Origin of the sequence: Streptomyces sp. WG5, from assembly GCF_049974565.1 — a bacterium.
Classification (GTDB): Bacteria; Actinomycetota; Actinomycetes; order Streptomycetales; family Streptomycetaceae; genus Streptomyces.
The window spans coordinates 34,712-55,669 of sequence record NZ_JBNGGC010000034.1; the positions used below are offsets into that span (position 1 = coordinate 34,712).

The window sequence follows — 20,958 nt, forward strand, 5'->3', positions numbered from 1 at the left end:
CTCCGCAAGGAAGTGCGGCAGCAACCGGCGGGGCGTGCGCTGTGCTTGACCGATCGTCACCGAGGGGCGGCAGGACGTGAGCGAGGGGTACGACGGCAACCCGGACACGGGCCGCAGACGGTCCGCCGGCGACACAGGAACAGCCTCTGACCACGCGGGAATCCCGTTCCCGGGGCACGTATTCCGGGTATCGGGATTTCTGCGGGACGAACTGCACGCGCCGCGGGCAGTCCCGGACGGACGGATTCGACACGCGTGACGGAGCACCCGACCTCCTTCGACCGCCCCCCGACGGGCGGCGACCCCGCGGATCCCCGCGGGGCGCTCCTGCCTACCCCCGTGCAGCCGCGCGCCCTCGGTGCCCCGTTACCCGCACAGGGGCGCGCCGGAGAGACACCGCCGGCCGCCGGCGCGGACTCCCCCGCCGCCTTCGAGCACGCCCAGCCGGGTGCCGGGCAGGCCACCGAGCCCGGTACGCACCGCCCGCGGCCCGCGCCCGAAGGCGTACCGGTCCAGCCCGGCGGCGCGCAGACCGGAGCCGGAGCCGTTCCCGGCCCCGGGGCACCACCGGAGCGCCGGACCGGGCAGCCCACCACGCCCGGGCGGCCCACGCCCATGCGGCGGGACGGGGACCGGCTGCGGTTCGTGGGAGCCGCGACCCGGCGGATCGCCCGGGGCATGGACCTCGACGAGATCGTGATGGGGCTGTGCCGGGCCACCGTGCCGACGTTCGCGGACGCGATCCTCGTCTATCTGCGGGAGCCGCTGCCGGTCGGTGACGAGCGGCCCACGGGCCCCCTGGTGCTGCGGTTGCGCCGGACCGACCGGATTCCGGTCGAGCGGGACACCGAGGGCGGGTTCACGCCCGCGGTCCAGCCGGAGCCCTCCGAGCTGGAGACGGTGGGCTCCGAGCTGTGCGAGGTGCGGCCGGGCAGCGCGCTCGCCGAGGTGCTGCGCGGGGTGCGTCCGGTCTTCGCGGACACCCCCGCCGCCCGCGCCGCCCTTCCGGAACTACTCGGTGACGACGGGGACTTCGCCGTGCCCGACGGCCGGCGGGCGATCCTCGCGCCGCTGCGCGGCCGGCGCCGGGTGATCGGGGCCGCCCTGTTCCTGCGCGGTCCCGAGCGCGTCGCCTTCGACGCCGACGACCTGCTGGTCGCCGCCCAGCTCGCCACGCACAGCGCGCTCGGCATCGACAAGGCGGTGCTGTACGGGCGGGAGGCGTACATCGCCGACGAGCTGCAGCGCACGATGCTCCCGGAGACCCTGCCGCGCTGCACCGGCGTGCGGCTGGCCTCCCGCTACCTCCCGGCCGCGGAGACGGCGCGGGTCGGCGGCGACTGGTACGACGCCATCCCGCTGCCCGGCAGCCGGGTCGCGCTGGTCGTCGGGGACGTCATGGGGCACTCGATGACGTCGGCGGCCATCATGGGCCAGCTGCGGACCACCGCGCAGACCCTGGCCGGGCTCGACCTGCCGCCGCAGGAGGTGCTGCACCACCTCGACGAACAGGCCCAGCGCCTGGGCACCGACCGCATGGCGACCTGCCTGTACGCCGTGTACGACCCGGTGGCGCACCGCATCACCGTCGCCAACGCCGGACACCCGCCGCCCGTGCTGCTGCACCTGGGCGGCCACGCCGAGGTGCTGCGGGTGCCCGCGGGCGCCCCGATCGGCGTGGGCGGCGTGGACTTCGAGGCCGTGGAGCTGGACGCCCCCGCCGGCGCGACCCTGCTCCTCTACACGGACGGGTTGGTCGAGTCCCGCCTGCGGGACGTGTGGACCGGCATAGAGCAGCTGCGGGAGCGCCTCGCCGCGACCGCGCAGCTCACCGGGCCCGACCATCCGCCGCCCCTGGAAGCCCTGTGCGACGAGGTGCTGGACATGCTCGGGCCGGGCGACCGGGACGACGACATCGCCCTGCTCGCCGCCCGCTTCGACGGCATCGCGCCCAGCGACGTGGCGTACTGGTACCTGGAGCCCGAGGACACGGCTCCCGGCCGGGCCAGGCGCCTGGCCCGGCGCGCGCTGGCCCGCTGGGGCATGGAGGACCTCACGGACTCCGTGGAGCTGCTGGTCAGCGAGGTCGTGACCAACGCCGTGCGGTACGCCTCGAAGCCGGTCACGCTGCGGCTGCTGCGCACGGACGTGCTGCGCTGCGAGGTCGGCGACGACGTGCCGCAGCTGCCCCGGCTGCGGCAGGCACGCGCCACGGACGAGGGCGGGCGCGGGCTGTACCTGGTGAACCGGCTGGCCCGGCGCTGGGGCGCGACGCGGCTGAGCACCGGCAAGGTGGTCTGGTTCGAGCTGAACCGGGGCTGAGGCCCGTGCACGCGAGAGGGGCGCCCGGACCTCCGGGCGCCCCTCCGTCGTGTTCCCGCGGCTGCTGCTTCTACCAGTCCGCGCCGGGGAAGAGCGGGTCCTCCGATTGCGTCGGCTCCCCGCTCGTCGGCGGTTCGGACGACGGGCTGCCCGACGGCGGCGGTTCGGACGACGGGCTGCCCGACGGCGGCGCCTCGGTCGTCGGCTCCCTGGACGGCGGCGCCTCGGTCGTCGCCTCGTTGGACGGCGGCGCCTCGGTCGTCTCCTCCTGCGTCGGCGACTGGGTCGGCGACTCGGAGCCCGTCGGCGACTTGCTGGGCTTCACCGCGTTGCCCTGCTTGGTCTCCAGGTCGAACTTGCTGATCCCGTCCATGACGCCGAAGGTGTACGCGGCCCAGATCTCCGCGGGGAAGCCACCACCGTTGACGCGGTGGTCGACGCCGCCCGCCTTGTACATGGCGACCTGCGGGTGCGGCGCCTTGTCGTCCTCACCGAACAGGCCGACCGAGGTGACCAGTTCGGGGGTGAAGCCGGTGAACCAGGCCGACTTGTTGTTGTCGGACGTACCCGTCTTGCCGGCGACCTGCTGGCCGTCGCGCAGCGGGTTCTCCCGCACGGACTTCTTGGCCGTACCGTCGTCGACCACGCCGGTGAGCACCGAGGTCACCGTGTCGGCGGCCTCGCGGCTGATGACCTGCTCGCCGATCGGGTCGGGCATCTCGACCGTGCGGTCCTTGTGCTCCACCGACTTCACGATGGCCGGGGTGACCTTCTTGCCGTGGTTGTCGAGGGTGGCGTAGACGCCGGCCATCTCCAGCGGGCTGGCGCCCATACTGCCCAGGGTCTGGGCGGGCACGGCCTGCACGCCCTCGGTGTCCATGCCGAGGTCGCCGGCGACCTTCATGACCTCGGACATGCCGACGTCGATGCCCATCTGCGCGAAGACGGAGTTGACGGACTTGTTCATCGCGTCCTGGACGGTGATGTCGTCGTAGTCGACGTCGTCCTCGTTGGGGGGCGCGAAGCCGACCTCGCGGTCGCCGTCCATCACGGGGCGCTCGCTCGTGCCGTCGTAGATCGTGTTGGCCGTGATCGGCACGCCGTCCTGCGTCTCGGCGTCCTGGTCCACGGCCGCGGCGAGGATCACCGGCTTGAAGGTGGAGGCGGGCTGGTAGTCGTCACGGGTGGCGTTGTTCGTGTAGTGCTTCACGTAGTCCACGCCGCCGTACATCGCCAGGACCGCGCCCGTCTTCGGGTCCACGGAGACGGCACCGGCCTGGACGTCGGCGTCGACCTCGCGCTTCTCGGGGTCCAGCTTGCTGGTGAGCTTGGCCTTGACCGCCTTCTCCAGCTCGGCCTGCTTCTTCTTGTCGACGTTGAGCGTGACGGTGTAGCCGCCCAGGTCCACCAGGGCCTTGGCCTGCTCCATGTCCTCGGCGGCGCCCTGGGCGACGAGCTGCTTCTTGAGCGAGTAGTTGGCGGCCTCGACCAGGTACCCGGTCTGCCCCTCCATCCCGGCGGCGGCCTTGGGCTCCTTGGGCTCCGGGAACGTCATGCCCCCGCGGTCGGACCCGCTCAGCCAGCCCTCGCCGACCATGTTGTCCAGGACGTAGTTCCAGCGCTCCTGGACGAGCTTCTTGCCGGTCTCGCTGGCGATCGCCCAGTCGTACTGGTTCGGCGCCTGGAGCAGCGCGGCGAGGTACGCGCCCTGCTCGACCGTCAGCTCCTCCGCGTCGACGCGGTAGTAGGCCTGCGCGGCGGCCTGGATGCCGTAGGCGCCACGGCCGTAGTAGCTGGTGTTGATGTAGCCGGCGAGGATGTAGTCCTTGGGCTTCTCCCGGTCCAGCTTCAGGGAGATGACCAGTTCCTTCAGCTTGCGCGTGACCGTCTGTTCCTGGGACAGGTAGTAGTTCTTGACGTACTGCTGGGTGATCGTCGAACCGCCCTGCGCGCCCTTGCCGGAGAGCGTGTTGAGCACACCGCGCGCGGTGCCCTTGAGGTCGACGCCGGAGTCCTTGTAGAAGGTCTTGTTCTCGGCGGCGACGAAGGTGCGCTGGACCTCCTTGGGCACCTTGGCCAGGTCGACGATCTCACGGTTGCGCTCGCCCGTGCGGGCCATGATGCTGCCGTCGCTGTACTTGTAGACGTTGCTCTGCAGCTCCGCCTCGGGATTCCCCTCGGGGATCTCGATCACCATGTACAGGACGATGAAGGCGCCCATGCCGAGCAGGCAGAGGCCGAAGAAGGTGCCGAGGACCTTCTTCCAGGTGAAGAACCTGCGTATGCCGCTCTTCCCGCCCGCGCCCGACGGACGGCGGCGTTTCGGCGCCGCGCGGCGGCCACCGCGCTGTCGCGCTTTTCTCTCTTCCGCTCGTCCCATGGGTCCGATCCGCTCCGCTTCGTTCATGTGCGCTCACGTGTCACACAGGTTCGCCGCTCACATCAGCTCAGAAAGCTAACACCGGGAGATGTGGCAAACGGCTGCCGATCCGGCCTTGTACGGACGTGAGAATCAGCACCCGCTCCCAAGGAACCGACGTACGAGAGGGGTCAAGGGTTGCCATCACGAGGTAAAGTGATATCACTTAGCTAGACCGAAGATAGTCGCCGGGGCGTGCGCGAGCGCGCCCCGCGAGAACGGGGGACCCCTCATGTCCGCACACGACGCGCACGACACCTCGCAGGTCACGGCGGATGTGCCCGAGATGCCGGCACCACGGGTGCGCGAGATACAGGCGCACAGCATCGGCGGCGGCCTGGCGCTGCTGCTGGGACTGATCGGGCTGATCGCCGGCGCCGGCCTGCTCGCCGCCGCCACGGCGGTCGACTCGTCGGGAGGCAAGGCGGCATTGATCATCCCGGGCGTCGTGATCGCCCTGGCCGCCTTCCTCGCGATGTCCGGGCTGAACATGGTGGCGCCGGGCGAGGCCCGGGTGGTGCAGCTCTTCGGGCGGTACCGGGGGACGATCCGGCAGGACGGGCTGCGCTGGGTGAACCCGCTCACCTCGCGCACCAAGATCTCCACGCGGGTGCGCAACCACGAGACGGCCGTCCTGAAGGTGAACGACGCCTACGGCAACCCGATCGAGCTTGCCGCCGTCGTGGTGTGGCGGGTGGAGGACACCGCACAGGCCACCTTCGAGGTGGACGACTACATCGAGTTCGTCTCCACCCAGACCGAGGCGGCCGTGCGGCACATCGCCATCGAGTACCCCTACGACGCCCACGACGAGGACGGCCTCTCGCTGCGCGGCAACGCCGAGGAGATCACCGAGAAGCTCGCCGTCGAGCTGCACGCGCGCGTGGAGGCGGCCGGCGTGCAGATCATCGAGTCCCGCTTCACGCACCTCGCGTACGCGCCGGAGATCGCCTCCGCGATGCTCCAGCGGCAGCAGGCCGGCGCGGTGGTCGCGGCACGGCGGCAGATCGTGGACGGCGCGGTCGGCATGGTCGAGGCGGCGCTCGCCCGGATCAGCGAGCAGGGGATCGTGGAGCTGGACGACGAGCGCAAGGCGGCGATGGTGTCCAACCTGATGGTCGTGCTCTGCGGGGACCGCGCCGCCCAGCCGGTCCTGAACACGGGGACGCTCTACCAGTGACGACCTCACCCGAGGGTTCCCCGTCCGAGGCCCGGCCGCCCGGCGGCCTCCCGGCCGGGGGCCCGGCCCCGAAGCGCCGGCCGCAGCAGCGCAAGCAGGTGCTGCTGCGACTGGACCCCCAGGTGTACGAGGCGCTGGCCCGCTGGGCGGGCGACGAGCTGCGCTCGGCCAACGCCCAGATCGAGTTCCTGCTCCGCAGGGCACTCTCGGAGGCGGGCCGGCTGCCCTCGGACACCGGACCACTGCCCCGCCGGGGCCGTCCTTCCCGGGGCCGGGGACCGGGCCCCGGGACGGGCGCGGGACCGGGGACGAGCCCGCCCCCCTCACCCCCCTCCTGACGAAAGCCGGGCAGGCCGGGCCGCCTCGCCCCACTCCACCTCACCTCCCCGAGGCGCGGCGTCCGGCGTGGCACAACCGTGACAATCGGCCCCGACCTGCACTCCCGTACGCGCCGCCACAGGCTCTGCACACGACGTATACATAGCGCGTATACACCGTGTGTAGAGTGATCGGCATGTCCATCGGTCACACCCTCCTGGGGCTCCTGGAGTCCGGGCCACGCCACGGTTACGACCTGAAGCGTGCCTTCGACGAGAAGTTCGGTCACGACCGGCCGCTGCACTACGGCCAGGTCTACTCGACGATGTCCCGCCTGCTGAAGAACGGCCTCGTCGTCGTCGACGGCATCGAGGCGGGCGGCGGCCCCGAGCGCAAGCGGTACGCGATCACCGACGCGGGGATCACCGACGTACAGCGGTGGCTCGCCACGCCCGAGAAGCCCGAGCCGTACCTCCAGTCGACGCTGTACACCAAGGTCGTCCTCGCACTGCTCACCCACCGCGACGCCGCCGACGTCCTCGACACGCAGCGCTCGGAGCACCTGCGCAGCATGCGCATCCTCACCGACCGCAAGCGCAAGGGCGACCTCGCCGACCAGCTGATCTGCGACCACGCCCTGTTCCATCTCGAGGCCGACCTGCGCTGGCTGGAACTGACCGCCGCGCGCCTCGACAAGCTCCGTGAGGCGGTAACCCGATGACTCCCCCCGCAGGTTCGCTGCTCTCGGCCGAGCAGCTGCGCAAGGCCTACGGCCCGACCCTCGCCCTGGACGGCGCGGAGTTCTCCATCCACCCCGGCGAGGTCGTCGCCGTGATGGGCCCCTCCGGGTCCGGCAAGTCGACGCTGCTGCACTGCCTCGCCGGCATCGTGCCGCCCGACTCGGGGACGATCACGTACGGCGGGCGGGAGCTGTCCGGCATGAGCGACGCCCAGCGCAGTGCGCTGCGCCGCTCGGACTTCGGGTTCGTCTTCCAGTTCGGGCAGCTCGTGCCGGAGCTGACGTGCGTGGAGAACGTCGCCCTTCCGCTGCGTCTGAACGGCACCCCCCGCAAGGAGGCCGAGCGGACCGCGCTGACCTGGATGCAGCGCCTCGAGGTCGACGACCTGAGGAAGAAGCGGCCCGGCGAGGTCTCCGGCGGCCAGGGGCAGCGGGTCGCGGTGGCGCGGTCGCTGGTCACCAGCCCCCGCGTGCTCTTCGCCGACGAGCCGACCGGCGCCCTGGACTCCCTCAACGGCGAACGCGTCATGGAACTCCTCACGGACGCCGCCCGCACCACCAACGCCGCCGTCGTCCTCGTCACGCACGAGGCGCGGGTGGCCGCCTACTCCGACCGGGAGATCGTCGTACGGGACGGCAAGTCCCGGGACATGGAGCGCGCCGTATGAGCGTGCGGCAGTGGAGCCGGGACCTGGCCATGGGCGTCCGCTTCGCCTTCACCGGCGGGCGCGAGGGGTGGACCCGGGCCGTGCTGACGGCCGTCGGCGTCGGGCTCGGCGTGGCGCTGCTCCTGCTGACGACGGCGGTCCCGAACGCGCTCGAAGTCCGGCACGACCGGGAGGCGGCGCGCTCCGACATCACCTTCAGCTCCGAGCAGATACCGAAGGCGAACGACACGCTCGTGGTCGCCAGGCTCGACGCGAACTTCCGCGACGACGACGTCCGGGGCCGGGCGCTGGACCCCGACGGGCCGCGGGCACCGCTGCCGCCGGGGGTGGACGAGTTCCCGGCGGTGGGCGAGATGGTGGTCTCCCCCGCGCTGAGGGAGCTGCTGGAGTCGGACTCCGGCGCGCTGCTGCGTGAACGGCTGTCGGACCGGATCGTCGGCACGATCGGGGAGAGCGGGCTGATCGGCTCGGCCGAACTCGCCTTCTACCGGGGCGCGGAAGGGCTCGAGCAGCACATCGATCCCGGCCGGATCGAGCGTATCGACCGGTTCGGCGACCCGGACCCGGGGGAGGAGCAGTCCGACCCGGTGCTGCTCCTGCTGGTCCTCGTCGTCTTCGTGGTGCTGCTGACACCGGTCGCGGTCTTCATCGCCGCCGCCGTACGGTTCGGCGGCGAGCGGCGGGACCGGAGGCTCGCGGCACTGCGTCTGGTGGGCGCCGACGGCCGCATGACCCGGCGCGTCGCCGCCGGCGAGGCGATGGCGGGCGCGATCCTCGGGCTGGTCTTCGGCACCGGGTTCTTCCTGGTCGGGCGTCAGCTCGCGGGCACGGCCGAGGTGTACCGCATCAGCGTGTTCCCGAGCTATCTCAACCCCTCGCCGCTGCTGGCCCTGCTGGTCGCGGTGGCGGTGCCGGCGGCGGCGGTGCTGGTGACGCTGTTCGCGCTGCGCGGGGTGGTCATCGAACCGCTCGGCGTGGTCCGCGCGGGCCGCCCGGCCAGGCGCCGGCTGTGGTGGCGGCTGCTGCTGCCGCTGGCCGGACTGGCCATGCTCTACCCGATGGTCGGCAACGGGCGCGAGAACGGCGACTTCAACCAGTACCTGGTGACCGGCGGTGTCGTGCTGCTCCTGGTCGGCGTGACCGCGCTGCTGCCGTGGATCGTGGAGACCGTCGTCGCCCGGCTCGGTTCCGGCGGCGTGGCCTGGCAGTTGGCCGTGCGCCGGCTGCAGATGAGCAGCGGCACGGCGGCCCGCATGGTCAACGGCATCGCCGTGGCCGTCGCCGGGGCGATCGCGCTGCAGATGCTCTTCGCCGGTGTGGACGACGACTACACCAGGTCCACCGGGCAGGACGTGTCGTGGGCTCAGATGGAGGCGGTCCTGCCGAGCGAGGTGCCGGCGGCGCAGGCGGCCGACGAGTTCCGGGACACCGAGGGCGTGACGGCGGTCTACGGCTACTCCGAGGGCTACCTCGGCGACCGCCCCCGGACCCCGGACCACGGCACGATGATGACCGTGGGCGACTGCGCGTCGCTGCGGGAGATCGCCCGCCTGACCTCCTGTGAGGACGGGGACGTGTTCGCCGTCCACGGTGCCGAGTGGGACACCGGGGAGGACATGACGAAGCTGGCCGCGCCGGGCCGGAAGCTGTACCTGGACCCGACCTACGAGGGCGGCCCGAAGGGCCGGGAGATCCCCTGGACGGTGCCGCAGGGCGTCAAGGCGGCGAAGCCGCTTCAGCGCCTGCTGGCCGGGATCGACCGGGGCGGCTTCCTGATCACGCCGAAGGCGATGCCGGCCACGCTCGCGCCCGGCCTGACCGGGCACGCCTACCTCAAGCTGGACGACTCGGTGGCGGACGTGCACGACCGGGTACGCAACTCCGCGGCGGCCCTCCATCCGCTGACGGACACCATGACGTGGTCGGCGACGGAGCGGACCGGCCGGTTCGACGCCATCCGCACCGGTCTGTTCGTCGGGGCGGCGTGTGTGCTGGCGCTGATCGGCGCGAGTCTGCTGGTCTCGCAGCTGGAGCAGCTGCGCGAGCGGAAGAAGCTGCTGTCGGCCCTGGTCGCCTTCGGCACCCGGCGCCGCACACTGAGCATGTCGGTGCTGTGGCAGACCGCTGTCCCCATCGCGCTGGGCCTGCTGCTGGCCGTGGTGGTGGGCCTGACGCTGGGCACGGTGCTCCTGAAGATGACGTCCACCCCGGTCGGCGTCGACTGGGCCGGCGTCCTCGCCATGACGGGCATCGGCGCCGCGGTCGTCCTGGTGGTGACCCTCTTGAGTCTGCCGCCGCTGCTGCGGCTGATGCGGCCGGAGGGCCTGCGCACGGAGTGACTCCGCCGGTGCGTGGTGCCGGCCGGGCGCCGTGATCGACCCGCGTCCGCTCGGGTGGTCGAACCGCCTCCGCTCAGGTGGCCGACGCCTCCGCTCGGGTGGTCGACCCGCCTCCGCCCGGTGGCCCGACCCGCCTCCGCCCGGTGGCCGACCCGCCTCCGCTCAGTCGTGGACCGTCCGGACCGGCAGGTCCCCCATCGCCTCCCGCAGGGCCGCCGCCAGTTCCTCGTACTCCGCGGCACGCGCCGCGCCCGTGCGCATGGCGAGGGCGACGCGGCGGGTGGGGGCCGGGTCGGCGAAGGAGCCGGTGAGGAGCTGGCTGGAGCGGGACGTCTCCACGCGGACCGCCGTGCGCGGCAGCAGCGTCACCCCGAGGCCGCCCGCGACCAGCTGCACCAGCGTCGACAGGCCGGCGGCCGACGTCGTCGCGGGGACACCCGCGCGCCCCGCCTCCCGGCAGATGTCGAGCGCCTGGTCGCGCAGGCAGTGCCCCTCGTCGAGCAGCAGCAGCTTCAGTTCGCGCAGCACCGAGCGCTCGATGCCCTCCCGGCCGCCGAGCCGGTGGTCGAGCGGGGTGACGAGCACGAAGTCCTCGTCGAAGAGGGGGAGCTCCGTGACACCGGGGACGCCGAGCGGCACCGCCAGCAGGAGCAGGTCGAGGCGGCCGGTCGTGAGACCGTCCAGCAGGCTCGCCGTCTGCTCCTCGTGGACCTGGAGGTCCAGGTCCGGATAGCGGTCGTGGACCAGGCGCAGCACCGTCGGCAGCAGATACGGCGCCACCGTGGGGATGACCCCGAGCCGCAGCGCGCCGGTGAACGGCGCCCGTACCGCCGCCGCCTCCTCCAGCAGCGCGCCGACCTCCGCCAGTACCGCCTTCGCCCGGACCGCGAGCCGTTCACCGGCGGGCGAGAGCAGGACCTTGCGCGTCGTACGCTCCAGCAGGGTGACCCCCAGCGTCTCCTCCAGCGCGGAGACCGCGCCCGAGAGCGCGGGCTGGCTCATACCGATCGCGGCGGCGGCGTCGCGGAAGTGCAGGTGCTCGGCGACCGCGGCGAATGCCCTCAGCTGGGCGAGGCTGGGCTGCCTCTTCCTACCTGCCACTCATAATCACCTCCGATCAACTCGACCGAGTGTAGCTATTTCACTAATCAATGCACCTTGTGCCAACATCAACAACGTCCAACCCATGGGAAACACTCGCAAAATGGGTGTTTCTTCGCTGCATTTATTGGAGAGCGTGTGCTCACTGTCGGTGACAAGTTCCCCGAGTTCGAACTGACCGCCTGCGTCTCGCTGGAGAAGGGCAAGGAGTTCGAAACGATCGACCACAAGACCTACGAGGGCAAGTGGAAGGTCGTTTTCGCCTGGCCCAAGGACTTCACCTTCGTGTGCCCGACCGAGATCGCCGCCTTCGGCAAGCTGAACGACGAGTTCGCCGACCGTGACGCCCAGGTGCTCGGCTTCTCCGGCGACTCCGAGTTCGTGCACCACGCCTGGCGCAAGGACCACCCGGACCTGACCGACCTGCCGTTCCCGATGATGGCGGACTCCAAGCACGAGCTGATGCGCGACCTCGGCATCGAGGGCGAGGACGGCTTCGCCAAGCGCGCCGTGTTCATCGTGGACCAGAACAACGAGATCCAGTTCACCATGGTGACCGCGGGCTCGGTCGGCCGGAACCCGAAGGAGGTCCTGCGGGTCCTCGACGCCCTGCAGACCGACGAGCTCTGCCCGTGCAACTGGAGCAAGGGCGACGAGACCCTGGACCCGGTCGCGCTGCTGGCCGGGGAGTGATCTGAGATGTCGCTCGACTCCCTGAAGTCCGCCGTACCGGACTACGCCAAGGACCTGAAGCTCAACCTGGGCTCGGTCATCGGCAACTCGGACCTCCCGGCGCAGCAGCTGTGGGGCACCGTGCTGGCGACCGCCATCGCCTCGCGTTCCCCGATCGTGCTGCGCGAGCTGGAGCCGGAGGCGAAGGCGAACCTCTCGCCGGAGGCGTACTCGGCCGCCAAGTCGGCCGCCGCCGTCATGGCGATGAACAACGTCTTCTACCGCACCCGGCACCTGCTGTCGGACCACGAGTACGGCACCCTGCGCGCCGGTCTGCGGATGAACGTCATCGGCAACCCGGGCGTCGACAAGGTCGACTTCGAGCTGTGGTCCTTCGCGGTGTCCGCCATCAACGGCTGCGGCATGTGCCTGGACTCGCACGAGCAGGTGCTCCGCAAGGCCGGTGTGGACCGCGAGACGATCCAGGAGGCGTTCAAGATCGCCGCCGTGGTCGAGGCCGTCGGCGTCACGCTGGACGCCGAGGCGGTCCTGGCCGCCCAGTAGTCCCGCGGCGCGGAACACGGCTACGGGCCCCGTTCACCCTGAGGGTGGGCGGGGCCCGTCGCCGTCGTGCGGGCCGCTACGCCGGGGAGGTGTCCGACGGCGGCTCGGACCCGGAGGACGCCGACGGGGGGTCCGTCGTCGAGGCCGCCGGGGTCGCCGGGGACGCGTCCGTGGACGTCGCCCCGCGCGGCTTCGGCGCCTGCCGCACGGCGGCCTCGCGGGAGTACGCCCGCAGATAGCCCACGACGGTGTTGGTCACCGCCACCAGCGGTACGGCGACCACCGCGCCGCCGATGCCGGCCACCATGCCGCCGGCGGTCACCGACAGCACCACCGCCAGCGGATGGACCCGTACCGCGCGCCCGAGGATGAAGGGCTGCAGGATGTGGCCCTCGATCTGCTGCACCACCAGCACCACGACGAGGGTCATGACCGCGGCGAACATGCCCTGCGTCACCAGCGCCACGACGACCGCGAGCGCGCCCGACATGACCGCGCCGATGAGCGGGATGAAGGCGAACAGGAAGATGAACACGGCCAGCGGGACGGCCATCGGCACGTCCAGGAAGTAGATGCCGAGGCCGATGAAGATGGCGTCGATCAGCGCCACTATCACCGTGCCGCGCACGTACGCCGTCAGCGTCCGCCACGCCCGCGGACCGGCACCGGCCACGGCCGGCCGGGCCGCCGCCGGCACCAGCTTCAGCGTCCAGCGCCAGATGCGCTTGCCGTCGTAGAGCAGGAAGAGCGTCGAGAAGGCGGCCAGCAGGATGCCCGTGAGCGCCTCGACGACGACCGTGACGCCCTCGAGACCGGCGGACGTTATCTGGTCGGTGTTGGCGCCGACCGCCTCGCGCAGGTTCTTGGCGATCTCGTTGATCTGCTTGTCGGTGACGTGGAACGGGCTGTTCAGCAGCCAGTTGCGCAGCTCGTCGATGCCGTCCTGGACCTGGTCGGAGAGGTTGTCGATGTTCTCCATGACCTGCCAGGTGACGAACCAGCCGATCAGCCCCATCACCACGAACCCGAGGATCGCGGTCAGGGCGGTGGCCGGCCCCCGGGGCACCCCGTGCCGGCGCAGCCACGCCACGGTCGGCTGGAGCAGTGCCGTGATCAGCAGCGCGATCACGAACGCCAGCACCACCAGTTGCACGGCGCTGATGACCCGCATCAGCACCCACACGGTGCCGGCGAGGACCAGCAGCCGCCACCCGGCCTCCGCGGCGACCCGTACGCCCCAGGGCACGGCCTGCGCCGGGTCGGGCCGGGACTGGAGCACGCGCTGTTGCGACGCGGAGCCGGGCTCCGGATGCGTGTCCTCCGGTGACAGTGACGGTGAAGGCGGCACGTGGTCGGCGGCCGGAGCCGGTCCGTCGTCGGAGCCCTCCTGCCGGTCTTCTTCGCGGCGCTGGTCCAGCCGCTCGCTCATCCGCGTCAGTCCGGCGCCGAGCCGACCGAGCCACCCTGGCACTCGAGACATGATCCGTCCTCTTCCCCCGTCTCTCCCCACCACTCCCCCCTGGAGTCGTTTTCGCTCCGACCGTACATGGCGGGAGCGCGAAAGCCCCTCACCGTAGGACGGTGAGGGGCTGCGCGAGGTTGAGCGGTGGGCCTGAGCGGTGGACCGCGCCGGGCGGGCTCAGTACCAGTGGTTGGCCTGCCAGAAGCTCCAGGCCTCGCACGGGCTGCCGTAGCGGTTGTCCATGTAGTTGAGGCCCCACTTGATCTGGGTGGCCGGGTTGGTCCGCCAGTCGGCGCCCGCGGAGACGTACTTGCCCGCCGGCAGTGCCTGGAAGAGACCGTAGGCGCCGGAGGACGGGTTGACCGCCTTGTAGTTCCAGCTGGACTCGTGGTCGACGATGTTGCTGAAGCACTGCCACTGGCCGCTGGGCACCATCGAGCGGGCCATCGCCTGGATCTGGCTGACGCTGTAGGAGCTCTGGACGGCGAAGCTGGTGGCGTCGCGCTGGGCGTCGCGGCTGGCCGCTTTCCTCGCGTCCTCCCGCTTCTTGGCCGCCTTGGCCGCCTCCTTGGCCTTCTCCTGCTTGGCCACAGCGGTCTTGGCGGCCGCCTTGCGGGCCGCCTCCTCGGCGTCCTTCCTGGCGCTCGCGTCCGCGGCGATGGCCTGTACGTCGGCCTGCTGCGTCAGGGACGCGGTCTGCACCTGCGCCTGCTCGCCCATGGGGATGTCCGCAAGCAGCGTCGTACCGGCTGCTGTCGCCTCCGCGTCGTTGTTCTGCGCGGTGCTGCCCGAGGCAACGCCGACGACGCTTCCGACTGCGGTGACCGCCGTGGCCGAGGCCACTGCGAATCCCCGGACCGAGATCCGGCTCACACGGTTTCCTTCCAGCATCGCCCGCTTCGGTGACCCTCGCGGACGCAATCGTGCCCCTGGCGCTGGCCTCCCCAACTACGGGTCACGGGAGGCACGGACCCGGTGGGCAACTCCCCTGCGGGGGAGCGCCGCGTGGTGCTCGGGCGGCATACGACGCTGCTATGGAGTTGAGTCTGGTGCTTCTGTGGCGCCGTACCGCTGGGGGTACGGCTGTGTCGTATGCGGGGCCTGACAGGAAGGAGACTCTGCCGTAACCCGCCGGGGTGAGGCAATTCTGTGCCGCGTGTGAAAGCTCACATCTCGTTTGCGCCAGGGGATTTCCGGAAATCCCCGCACGCGAAGGCGCCGCCCGGCTAGGCTCTCGGCCTTTCCGAACGGCGCCGGCTTCCCGGTAACCGGCCCTTGACGGGTCGGAGTCCGCGGAAGTGTCAGATGTGGCCGTCCTCCAGCATTTCGGTCACAAGTGCCGCGATCTGGGACCTCTCGGAGCGCGTCAGGGTGACGTGCGCGAAGAGCGGATGCCCCTTCAGCTTCTCGATGACGGCGACGACTCCGTCGTACCGCCCCACCCGCAGGTTGTCCCGCTGTGCCACGTCATGGGTGAGTACGACCCGCGAGTTGGCCCCGATCCGGGACAGCACGGTCAGCAGGACGTTCCGCTCCAGCGACTGGGCCTCGTCCACGATCACGAACGCGTCGTGCAGCGAGCGGCCGCGGATGTGGGTGAGCGGGAGGACCTCCAGCATGCCGCGGGCGGTGACCTCCTCGATGACCTCCCGGCTGGTGACCGCCGACAGCGTGTCGAAGACCGCCTGCGCCCAGGGGCTCATCTTCTCGGCCTCGGAGCCGGGCAGGTAGCCGAGCTCCTGCCCGCCCACGGCGTACAGCGGGCGGAAGACCATCACCTTCTGGTGCTGCCGGCGCTCCAGCACGGCCTCGAGCCCCGCGCACAGCGCCAGCGCCGACTTGCCGGTGCCGGCCCGGCCGCCCATCGACACGATCCCGACGTCCGGGTCGAGGAGCAGGTCGAGCGCGATCCGCTGCTCGGCGCTGCGGCCCTTGATACCGAACGCCTCCCGGTCGCCGCGCACGACGCGGACACTGCCGTCGGGCGTGACCCGGCCGAGGGCCTTGCCGCGCTCCGACTGGATGGTCAGGCCGGTGTGCACGGGCAGTTCGGCGGCCTCGGGGACGTATACGCGTCCCTCCTCGAAGAGGATGTCCACCTGCTCGCCGGGCAGGGTCAGTTCGGACATGCCGGTCCAGCCGGAGGCGTCCGTGATGGCGAGCTCGGCCCGGTACTCCTCGGCGAGCAGGCCGACGGAGGACGCCTTGATCCTGAGCGGGAGGTCCTTCGAGACGACGGTGACGTCGTATCCCTCCGCCTGCAGATTGCGGGCGACCGCGAGGATGCGGGAGTCGTTGTCCCCCAGGCGGTAGCCGGTGGGCAGCACGCTGGGGTCCGAGTGGTTGAGCTCGACACGCACGGTGCCGCCGAGATCCCCGATCGGAATGGGGGCGTCGAGGCGACCGTGCCGCACCCGGAACTCGTCGAGCAGGCGCAGGGCCTGCCGTGCGAAGTAGCCGAGTTCGGGATGGTGCCGCTTGGCCTCCAGCTCGGTGACCACGACGATCGGGAGCACGACCTCGTGCTCGTCGAAGCGGTTCAGAGCGTTCGGGTCGGCCAGCAGGACGCTGGTGTCGAGAACGTAGGTGCGCCTATCGGGCTTGTGGCGCTTTGTGCTGGTCACCACGGAAGGACGTACCCCCTCGGAAGAGGTCGGGGAGCGACGGAGTGGACGCTGGTCCGGGAGGGCGGGAACGAGCCGACCGGTCGACGGCCGCCCTGCACTGGCGCGGGCCGTGAACCGGCCCTCCGCCGCGTCTTCCGTGCCGCGACTGCACGGTGGGGCTGGTGCAAAGGGCCTCCCGGGCGGACGGCTCCGGCCGTCCGCTGAGATCCGACACCCGTGGTTCGGGCGTCGACCTGCTTGGTTTATGCCCTCGAACAAGCGCCGCCATGCCACGGCACAGGACGGCGCACCGGTGAACTCCTTGTGACGGACGTCCCGCCAGGAGGCTGCGGCGCGAGGTGCCGCGCGGGGAGCGAGGCGCGGGCCGGGCGCGGACGGAGGAGCGGGCGGCGCCCGGAGGGTGGGGCGCACGGGGCAACGAGGAGCGGGGCCGCGGGGGTGGCGGAGCAGGGCCCGGAGGGAGGGGAGGAGCGGGGCCGGGGAGATGGCGGGAGCGCGGGGGCCGGCCGGCGGAAGGAGCGGGCGCCGGGGCGAGGACGGAGCGGGCGCCGGGCCGAGGCAGAAAAAACGGGCCGGTCCGTGGGGGGGAGACGGACCGGCCCGAGGGGGGGTTTCCACCATAACCCTTTGTAAGTGATGCTGCGTGCATCGGCGTGCCACAACTACTCTCCGAAGTCGCCCGGCGACGCCCGGAAGGCCGCGGAGGCACTCATTCCGCCCTGAATCATGGCCAGAACACAGTGAACCCATGGTTGAGCAGGGCGTCCGGTGGGGCCGGAGGGACGCGCGGAGCGGATCGGGAACGGATGCGGAGCGGGCTCGGTGCGCGCCGGAACCCGGCCGGCGGACCGCCCCCGCTTCCCCCCACCGGGTGAACCCACCGGCGAGCGCCCGCTTGACCGGGCACCGCGCAGCCCCCTCCACTGCACGGTGCCGCACGCGCAGCTTTGCTCACGCGAATTACCTGGGCCAGAACCTATGTGATCGGGCAGGGAGCGATCGACCCCAGGAGGGCCATGACGCATAACGATGTGGAAACCCTGTGAGGATCAAAGGGCGATTCCCTCCCCTCTCTCCGGGCGCGCGGATATTCGCGAAGGTACGTCGCATACGCCCCGAAGATCCGCCGTACCCGATCCCCGTGGAGCCGCGGACCGCACCGCTCCCCGCCTGACGTCACCCCCCGACGAAGACGCCGCGGATCAGGCGGACCGCGTCCGGTGCTCGACTGCCCGAACAGCATTTCTTGGCCAAGTCTGCCCGAACGGGCGCGTCTGTCGCCGATGCGGCGGGCGTGCCCGCGTCGTCGGCCGGGCAAAGGCCCTAGCGGTGTGGTTTGCGGGCGTCGAAGAGGTGGCGCGTGCTGTGGGCGACGAAGGGGCCTTCGGTCTCGATGCGGTCGTGCAGGTCGCGCAGTCGGTCGCGGTACCCCTCGACGGTGAAGCCGGGGACCATCCACACCACCTTGCGGAGGAAGTGGACGACGGCGCCGATGTCGTGGAACTCCATCCGCAGCCGCTCCGCCCGCAGGTCGACGACCTCCAGACCGGCCGCCTCGGCGTCGGCGCGTTCCCGGTCGGGACGGCGGTGGTTCCGGCTCTCCTGCGGCTGGGGCCCGAGGAAGTACTCGATGAGCTCGAAGACGCTGCCGGGGCCGACGTGCTGGGCGAAGTACGTGCCGCCGGGCGCGAGCACGCGGGTGATCTCGGACCAGTGCGGCTCGACGGGGTGCCGGCTCACGACCAGGTCGAAGGCTCCGTCCGCGAAGGGGAGGGGCGCGTCGTCGGGCGAGGCGACCACCGGGACGCCGCGGGGGCGGAGCAGCCGGGTGGCCGTGGCGACGTTGGGGGGCCAGCCCTCGGTGGCGACGACGAGCGGGGGGCGGTGAGGGGCGGCGGTTTCGAGGGCCTGGTCCAGGACCTCCCCTCCCCCGGTCTGCACCTCCAGTACGGCGGTGGCCCCGGTCAGCCGCGTGGCCATGGACCGCGCGTACCTCCAGGAGGGCCGGGCCTCGGTGGCCCGCCCCTCGAACCAGGAGAAGTCCCACCCCGCGGTGGGGACGGAGGCGCCTTCGGCGACGAGGTCGTCGAAGGCGCGGGGGTGCTGATGAGGCATGGAGGAGACGTCCGATCGACGTTGCGGGGGGCGGGGCGGGACCGGCGCGCGGGCCGTGGACCGGCGGTGGTCCCAGAGGTACTGCCCAGGGCCTAGACCACCAAGGGCCGGACCTCCTCGGCGGTGAACCGCACGAAGCCCTCCGGGTCGGGCTCGTCACCGGTCGGCTGGAGGATCACGGTGTCGGCCCCGGCCTCGGCCAGCCTCTCCACGGCCTCGGCGACGGCTCCCGCGTCCCCGGCGACACCGAGGTCCGGCACCGATCCGACGCCTTCGGCGACCAGCTCGGCCCGCAACCGCTCACCGGCGCCGGGCCCGGTGGCGGCCAGCAGATACACGACGACCTTGTGCGGCCCGGTCCGGCCGGCCGCCGCGCGCCCTTCGTCGATGAGCCTCCGGGCCTGACGCACCCCGTCGGGCGGGGTGTTCGCGGTGAGAACGGTCCCGTCGGCGGCCTCACCGGCGAGCCGCAGCGAACGGGGCCCGGTGGCCCCGGCGAGCACCTCGACGGCCTGCCCCGGCGGCCAGTCGAGCGCGACGTCGTCGAGCCGGACGTACCGTCCCTCGGTCGTCACCCGCTCACCGCCCAGCAGCGCCCGCAGGGCGAGGAGGTGTTCCCGCAGCAGGGTGACGGGCGACTCGGCCCGCGCGCCGACCTGCCCCATCCAGTCCTGCACACCGTGCCCGACGCCGAGGATCGCGCGGCCGGGGAACATCCGGTGCAGGGTGGCGGCCTCCATCGCGGTGACGGCCACGTTCCGCAACGGGACGGGCAGCAGCCCGACCCCGACCCGCACCCTCCCGGTCCAGGCGAGCGCGGCGGCAGCGGTGGAGATCCCACCCTCGCGGAAGCAGTCCTCCCACAGCCAGAGCTCCTCCAACCCGGCCTCGTCGGCGGCCCGCGCGACGGCACGCAGTCGTTCGGGGGCGAGCTGAGGGCGGAACACGGCACCGAGTCCAGTCATGGGATCTTCCTACCTTCGGCGGAGCTGCGGGGCAACGCCTTTCCCGCCGGGCGCACCGCGGTGGGCGGACCGCCCGCGCCTTCGCCGGGGCGGTGGCGTAGAAGCCGTATGCCTGGGCCGGCCGGCCCCGGGGCAGATACGTTCGGTGGGGCGGGGGCGGTGACGGGGTCGGGCTGCGGGAGGGGTACCGGTATGGGCCGGTGGCACGGGCGGGACGGGACGGGCGTGTTGGTGGTGGAAGGGGACGCCGACGGCGGGGGCGTACGCGTCCCGCTGGAGATCGCCGGCTCCTACCGCGCCCGCACCAAGGGCCTGCTGGGGAGGGACTCCGTCGACGGCGCGATGCTCCTGTCCCCCGCCAACAGCGTGCACACCTTCCGGATGCGGATCCCCATCGACGTCGCCTACCTCGACCGCCGGTTCGTGGTCATCGCCGTGCGGACCATGCGTCCGGGCAGGCTGGGCCTGCCCCGGCTGCGTTCCCGGCATGTGCTGGAGGCCGAGGCCGGGGCGATGAACGGGTGGGGAGTGAGGGCAGGGGTACGGGTCGAGGTCGTGGAAGCGTAGAGGGCGGACGGCGCCCGCCCGTCCGGCCCCGCGGCCACCCGCTCGCTCACCCGTCCCCGGCATGGCGACAGGCCCCGGCGTGCGGCAGCACCGCCCGCATACGGGTGCCGCCGGGGCGGCTCACGAGCGTCGCCTGAGCCCCCGTCACCGGCGCACGCCCGGACCACGCGTCCCAGCACATGCGGAGCGGCGCGGAGGGTGAGGCTGTAGCGGTGGGCACGGAGCGGGCGGTGGGCACGGAGCGGGCGGTGGGCACGGAGCAGGCGGTGGCGAGGAGAGGCACGGCGACTCCGCTCGTTCGATCCTGTTCAGTGGTGCCTGTCGACGACGGCACGGACGACGGCGGCGACCTCCTCGCGGTCGGTGGGCCGCGGGTCGACGGAGTTGTGGATGGAGAATCCCTCGACCAGCGCGTCCAGGGCCCGCGCGGTGAGCGGGTCGAAGTGCCTGGCCAGGGATTCCCGGCTGGCCCGCATCCAGGAGCGCATGACGGCGCGCACCTCGGGGTTGCGGGTGGCGAAGGCGTAGAGCTCGTAGCTGAGCAGGAGGTTGCGGTCGGTCCCCCAGACCTTGCCGCAGATGATCTCGACGACCGCCTCCTCGGCCTCCTGGCGGGTCCGCGCGGCCTCCAGAAGGGCGCCGTAGCGTGTGGAGACGGTCTCCGCGAGCCGGGTGAAGGCGTCGGCCAACAGGTGCTGCATGTCGTCGAAGTAGTAGGTGAGCGACCCGAGCGGCACACCCGCCGCCTCCGCGATCCTGCGGAAGGTCACCTTGATGGCGCCGTGCTCTGCGATGACGTCGAGCGCGGCGTCGAGGATGCGTTCGCGGCGCCGGGGGTCGTTGGGGCCACGCGTGCTGCCTGCCATCGCCGTTGTCCGCCTTGTCTTCTCGGTCGCCGAC

17 protein-coding genes are annotated in these 20,958 nt (G+C 71.9%); 9 read left to right on the forward strand and 8 right to left on the reverse strand.

Features of this window, described 5'->3' with window-relative positions; genetic code table 11:
• The first annotated feature begins 255 nt into the window (after positions 1–255).
• Entirely contained in the window at positions 256–2,322 is a 2,067-nt protein-coding gene (locus tag ACP4IX_RS29000; RefSeq protein WP_426557433.1) for a SpoIIE family protein phosphatase, read from the forward strand.
• A 70-nt stretch (positions 2,323–2,392) separates the two neighbouring features.
• On the opposite strand, the gene ACP4IX_RS29005 is transcribed toward ACP4IX_RS29000, so the two are convergent.
• Positions 2,393–4,702, reverse strand: coding sequence for a transglycosylase domain-containing protein (locus tag ACP4IX_RS29005; protein ID WP_426523837.1), 2,310 nt, complete (start codon positions 4,700–4,702; stop codon positions 2,393–2,395).
• Between the two features lie 271 nt (positions 4,703–4,973).
• Here ACP4IX_RS29005 and ACP4IX_RS29010 point away from each other — a divergent pair, with 271 nt between their 5' ends.
• The 5 genes from ACP4IX_RS29010 to ACP4IX_RS29030 all read left to right on the forward strand — a co-directional run bounded on the left by ACP4IX_RS29010 (position 4,974) and on the right by ACP4IX_RS29030 (position 9,985).
• Positions 4,974–5,921 carry an SPFH domain-containing protein gene (locus tag ACP4IX_RS29010; protein WP_426557435.1) on the forward strand — a complete coding sequence of 316 codons (948 nt, stop codon included), beginning with the start codon at positions 4,974–4,976 and terminating at the stop codon, positions 5,919–5,921.
• Entirely contained in the window at positions 5,918–6,259 is a 342-nt protein-coding gene (locus ACP4IX_RS29015; RefSeq protein ID WP_426523835.1) for a hypothetical protein, read from the forward strand. The genes ACP4IX_RS29010 and ACP4IX_RS29015 overlap by 4 nt, the downstream gene beginning before the upstream one ends.
• Positions 6,260–6,435: 176 nt before the next feature.
• Positions 6,436–6,960 (forward strand): PadR family transcriptional regulator, encoded by a 525-nt coding sequence (locus tag ACP4IX_RS29020; protein WP_426523834.1) that lies wholly within the window; start codon positions 6,436–6,438, stop codon positions 6,958–6,960.
• A complete protein-coding gene (locus ACP4IX_RS29025) occupies positions 6,957–7,646 on the forward strand; it encodes an ABC transporter ATP-binding protein (protein WP_426557437.1) in 690 nt (229 codons plus the stop codon). The genes ACP4IX_RS29020 and ACP4IX_RS29025 overlap by 4 nt, the downstream gene beginning before the upstream one ends.
• Positions 7,643–9,985 (forward strand): ABC transporter permease, encoded by a 2,343-nt coding sequence (locus tag ACP4IX_RS29030; protein WP_426523832.1) that lies wholly within the window; start codon positions 7,643–7,645, stop codon positions 9,983–9,985. The genes ACP4IX_RS29025 and ACP4IX_RS29030 overlap by 4 nt, the downstream gene beginning before the upstream one ends.
• Positions 9,986–10,147: 162 nt before the next feature.
• Here the strand turns inward: ACP4IX_RS29030 and ACP4IX_RS29035 are convergent, their stop codons facing one another.
• Positions 10,148–11,086: a LysR substrate-binding domain-containing protein gene (locus tag ACP4IX_RS29035; protein WP_426557439.1), complete on the reverse strand. Its 939-nt coding sequence runs from the start codon at positions 11,084–11,086 to the stop codon at positions 10,148–10,150.
• A gap of 138 nt (positions 11,087–11,224) precedes the next feature.
• On the opposite strand from ACP4IX_RS29035, the gene ACP4IX_RS29040 reads away from it, so the two are divergent.
• Positions 11,225–11,779, forward strand: coding sequence for a peroxiredoxin (locus ACP4IX_RS29040; protein WP_395574520.1), 555 nt, complete (start codon positions 11,225–11,227; stop codon positions 11,777–11,779).
• Positions 11,780–11,785: 6 nt separating this feature from the next.
• Positions 11,786–12,322 carry an alkyl hydroperoxide reductase gene (locus ACP4IX_RS29045; protein WP_395574522.1) on the forward strand — a complete coding sequence of 179 codons (537 nt, stop codon included), beginning with the start codon at positions 11,786–11,788 and terminating at the stop codon, positions 12,320–12,322.
• 76 nt (positions 12,323–12,398) lie between these two features.
• Here the strand turns inward: ACP4IX_RS29045 and ACP4IX_RS29050 are convergent, their stop codons facing one another.
• The 5 genes from ACP4IX_RS29050 to ACP4IX_RS29070 all read right to left on the reverse strand — a co-directional run bounded on the left by ACP4IX_RS29050 (position 12,399) and on the right by ACP4IX_RS29070 (position 19,491).
• Positions 12,399–13,802, reverse strand: a complete 1,404-nt coding sequence (locus tag ACP4IX_RS29050; RefSeq protein WP_426523830.1) for an AI-2E family transporter — start codon at positions 13,800–13,802, stop codon at positions 12,399–12,401.
• A gap of 159 nt (positions 13,803–13,961) precedes the next feature.
• Positions 13,962–14,657 carry a transglycosylase SLT domain-containing protein gene (locus ACP4IX_RS29055; RefSeq protein WP_426523829.1) on the reverse strand — a complete coding sequence of 232 codons (696 nt, stop codon included), beginning with the start codon at positions 14,655–14,657 and terminating at the stop codon, positions 13,962–13,964.
• Positions 14,658–15,085: 428 nt separating this feature from the next.
• A complete protein-coding gene (locus ACP4IX_RS29060) occupies positions 15,086–16,411 on the reverse strand; it encodes a PhoH family protein (protein ID WP_426523828.1) in 1,326 nt (441 codons plus the stop codon).
• Between the two features lie 1,323 nt (positions 16,412–17,734).
• The gene (locus ACP4IX_RS29065; RefSeq protein WP_426557441.1) at positions 17,735–18,526 is read right to left on the reverse strand and encodes a class I SAM-dependent methyltransferase; all 792 of its coding nucleotides are present in this window, start codon (positions 18,524–18,526) and stop codon (positions 17,735–17,737) included.
• Positions 18,527–18,618: 92 nt separating this feature from the next.
• Complete coding sequence (locus ACP4IX_RS29070; protein ID WP_426557443.1) at positions 18,619–19,491, reverse strand: LLM class flavin-dependent oxidoreductase; 873 nt, start codon at positions 19,489–19,491, stop codon at positions 18,619–18,621.
• 192 nt (positions 19,492–19,683) lie between these two features.
• On the opposite strand from ACP4IX_RS29070, the gene ACP4IX_RS29075 reads away from it, so the two are divergent.
• Positions 19,684–20,058: a DUF192 domain-containing protein gene (locus tag ACP4IX_RS29075; RefSeq protein WP_426523825.1), complete on the forward strand. Its 375-nt coding sequence runs from the start codon at positions 19,684–19,686 to the stop codon at positions 20,056–20,058.
• Between the two features lie 308 nt (positions 20,059–20,366).
• On the opposite strand, the gene ACP4IX_RS29080 is transcribed toward ACP4IX_RS29075, so the two are convergent.
• The gene (locus ACP4IX_RS29080) at positions 20,367–20,924 is read right to left on the reverse strand and encodes a TetR/AcrR family transcriptional regulator (protein ID WP_426523824.1); all 558 of its coding nucleotides are present in this window, start codon (positions 20,922–20,924) and stop codon (positions 20,367–20,369) included.
• Between the last annotated feature and the right edge of the window lie 34 nt (positions 20,925–20,958).

Bases quoted from the DNA above. Each gene is read 5' to 3' on its own strand.
- ACP4IX_RS29005 (WP_426523837.1), bottom strand. From the start codon at position 4,702: ATGGGACGAGCGGAAGAGAGAAAAGCGCGACAGCGCGGTGGCCGCCGC.
- ACP4IX_RS29010 (WP_426557435.1), top strand. From the start codon at position 4,974: ATGTCCGCACACGACGCGCACGACACCTCGCAGGTCACGGCGGATGTG.
- ACP4IX_RS29020 (WP_426523834.1), top strand. From the start codon at position 6,436: ATGTCCATCGGTCACACCCTCCTGGGGCTCCTGGAGTCCGGGCCACGC.
- ACP4IX_RS29025 (WP_426557437.1), top strand. From the start codon at position 6,957: ATGACTCCCCCCGCAGGTTCGCTGCTCTCGGCCGAGCAGCTGCGCAAG.
- ACP4IX_RS29030 (WP_426523832.1), top strand. From the start codon at position 7,643: ATGAGCGTGCGGCAGTGGAGCCGGGACCTGGCCATGGGCGTCCGCTTC.
- ACP4IX_RS29045 (WP_395574522.1), top strand. From the start codon at position 11,786: ATGTCGCTCGACTCCCTGAAGTCCGCCGTACCGGACTACGCCAAGGAC.
- ACP4IX_RS29050 (WP_426523830.1), bottom strand. From the start codon at position 13,802: ATGTCTCGAGTGCCAGGGTGGCTCGGTCGGCTCGGCGCCGGACTGACG.
- ACP4IX_RS29065 (WP_426557441.1), bottom strand. From the start codon at position 18,526: ATGCCTCATCAGCACCCCCGCGCCTTCGACGACCTCGTCGCCGAAGGC.
- ACP4IX_RS29070 (WP_426557443.1), bottom strand. From the start codon at position 19,491: ATGACTGGACTCGGTGCCGTGTTCCGCCCTCAGCTCGCCCCCGAACGA.
- ACP4IX_RS29075 (WP_426523825.1), top strand. From the start codon at position 19,684: ATGGGCCGGTGGCACGGGCGGGACGGGACGGGCGTGTTGGTGGTGGAA.
- ACP4IX_RS29080 (WP_426523824.1), bottom strand. From the start codon at position 20,924: ATGGCAGGCAGCACGCGTGGCCCCAACGACCCCCGGCGCCGCGAACGC.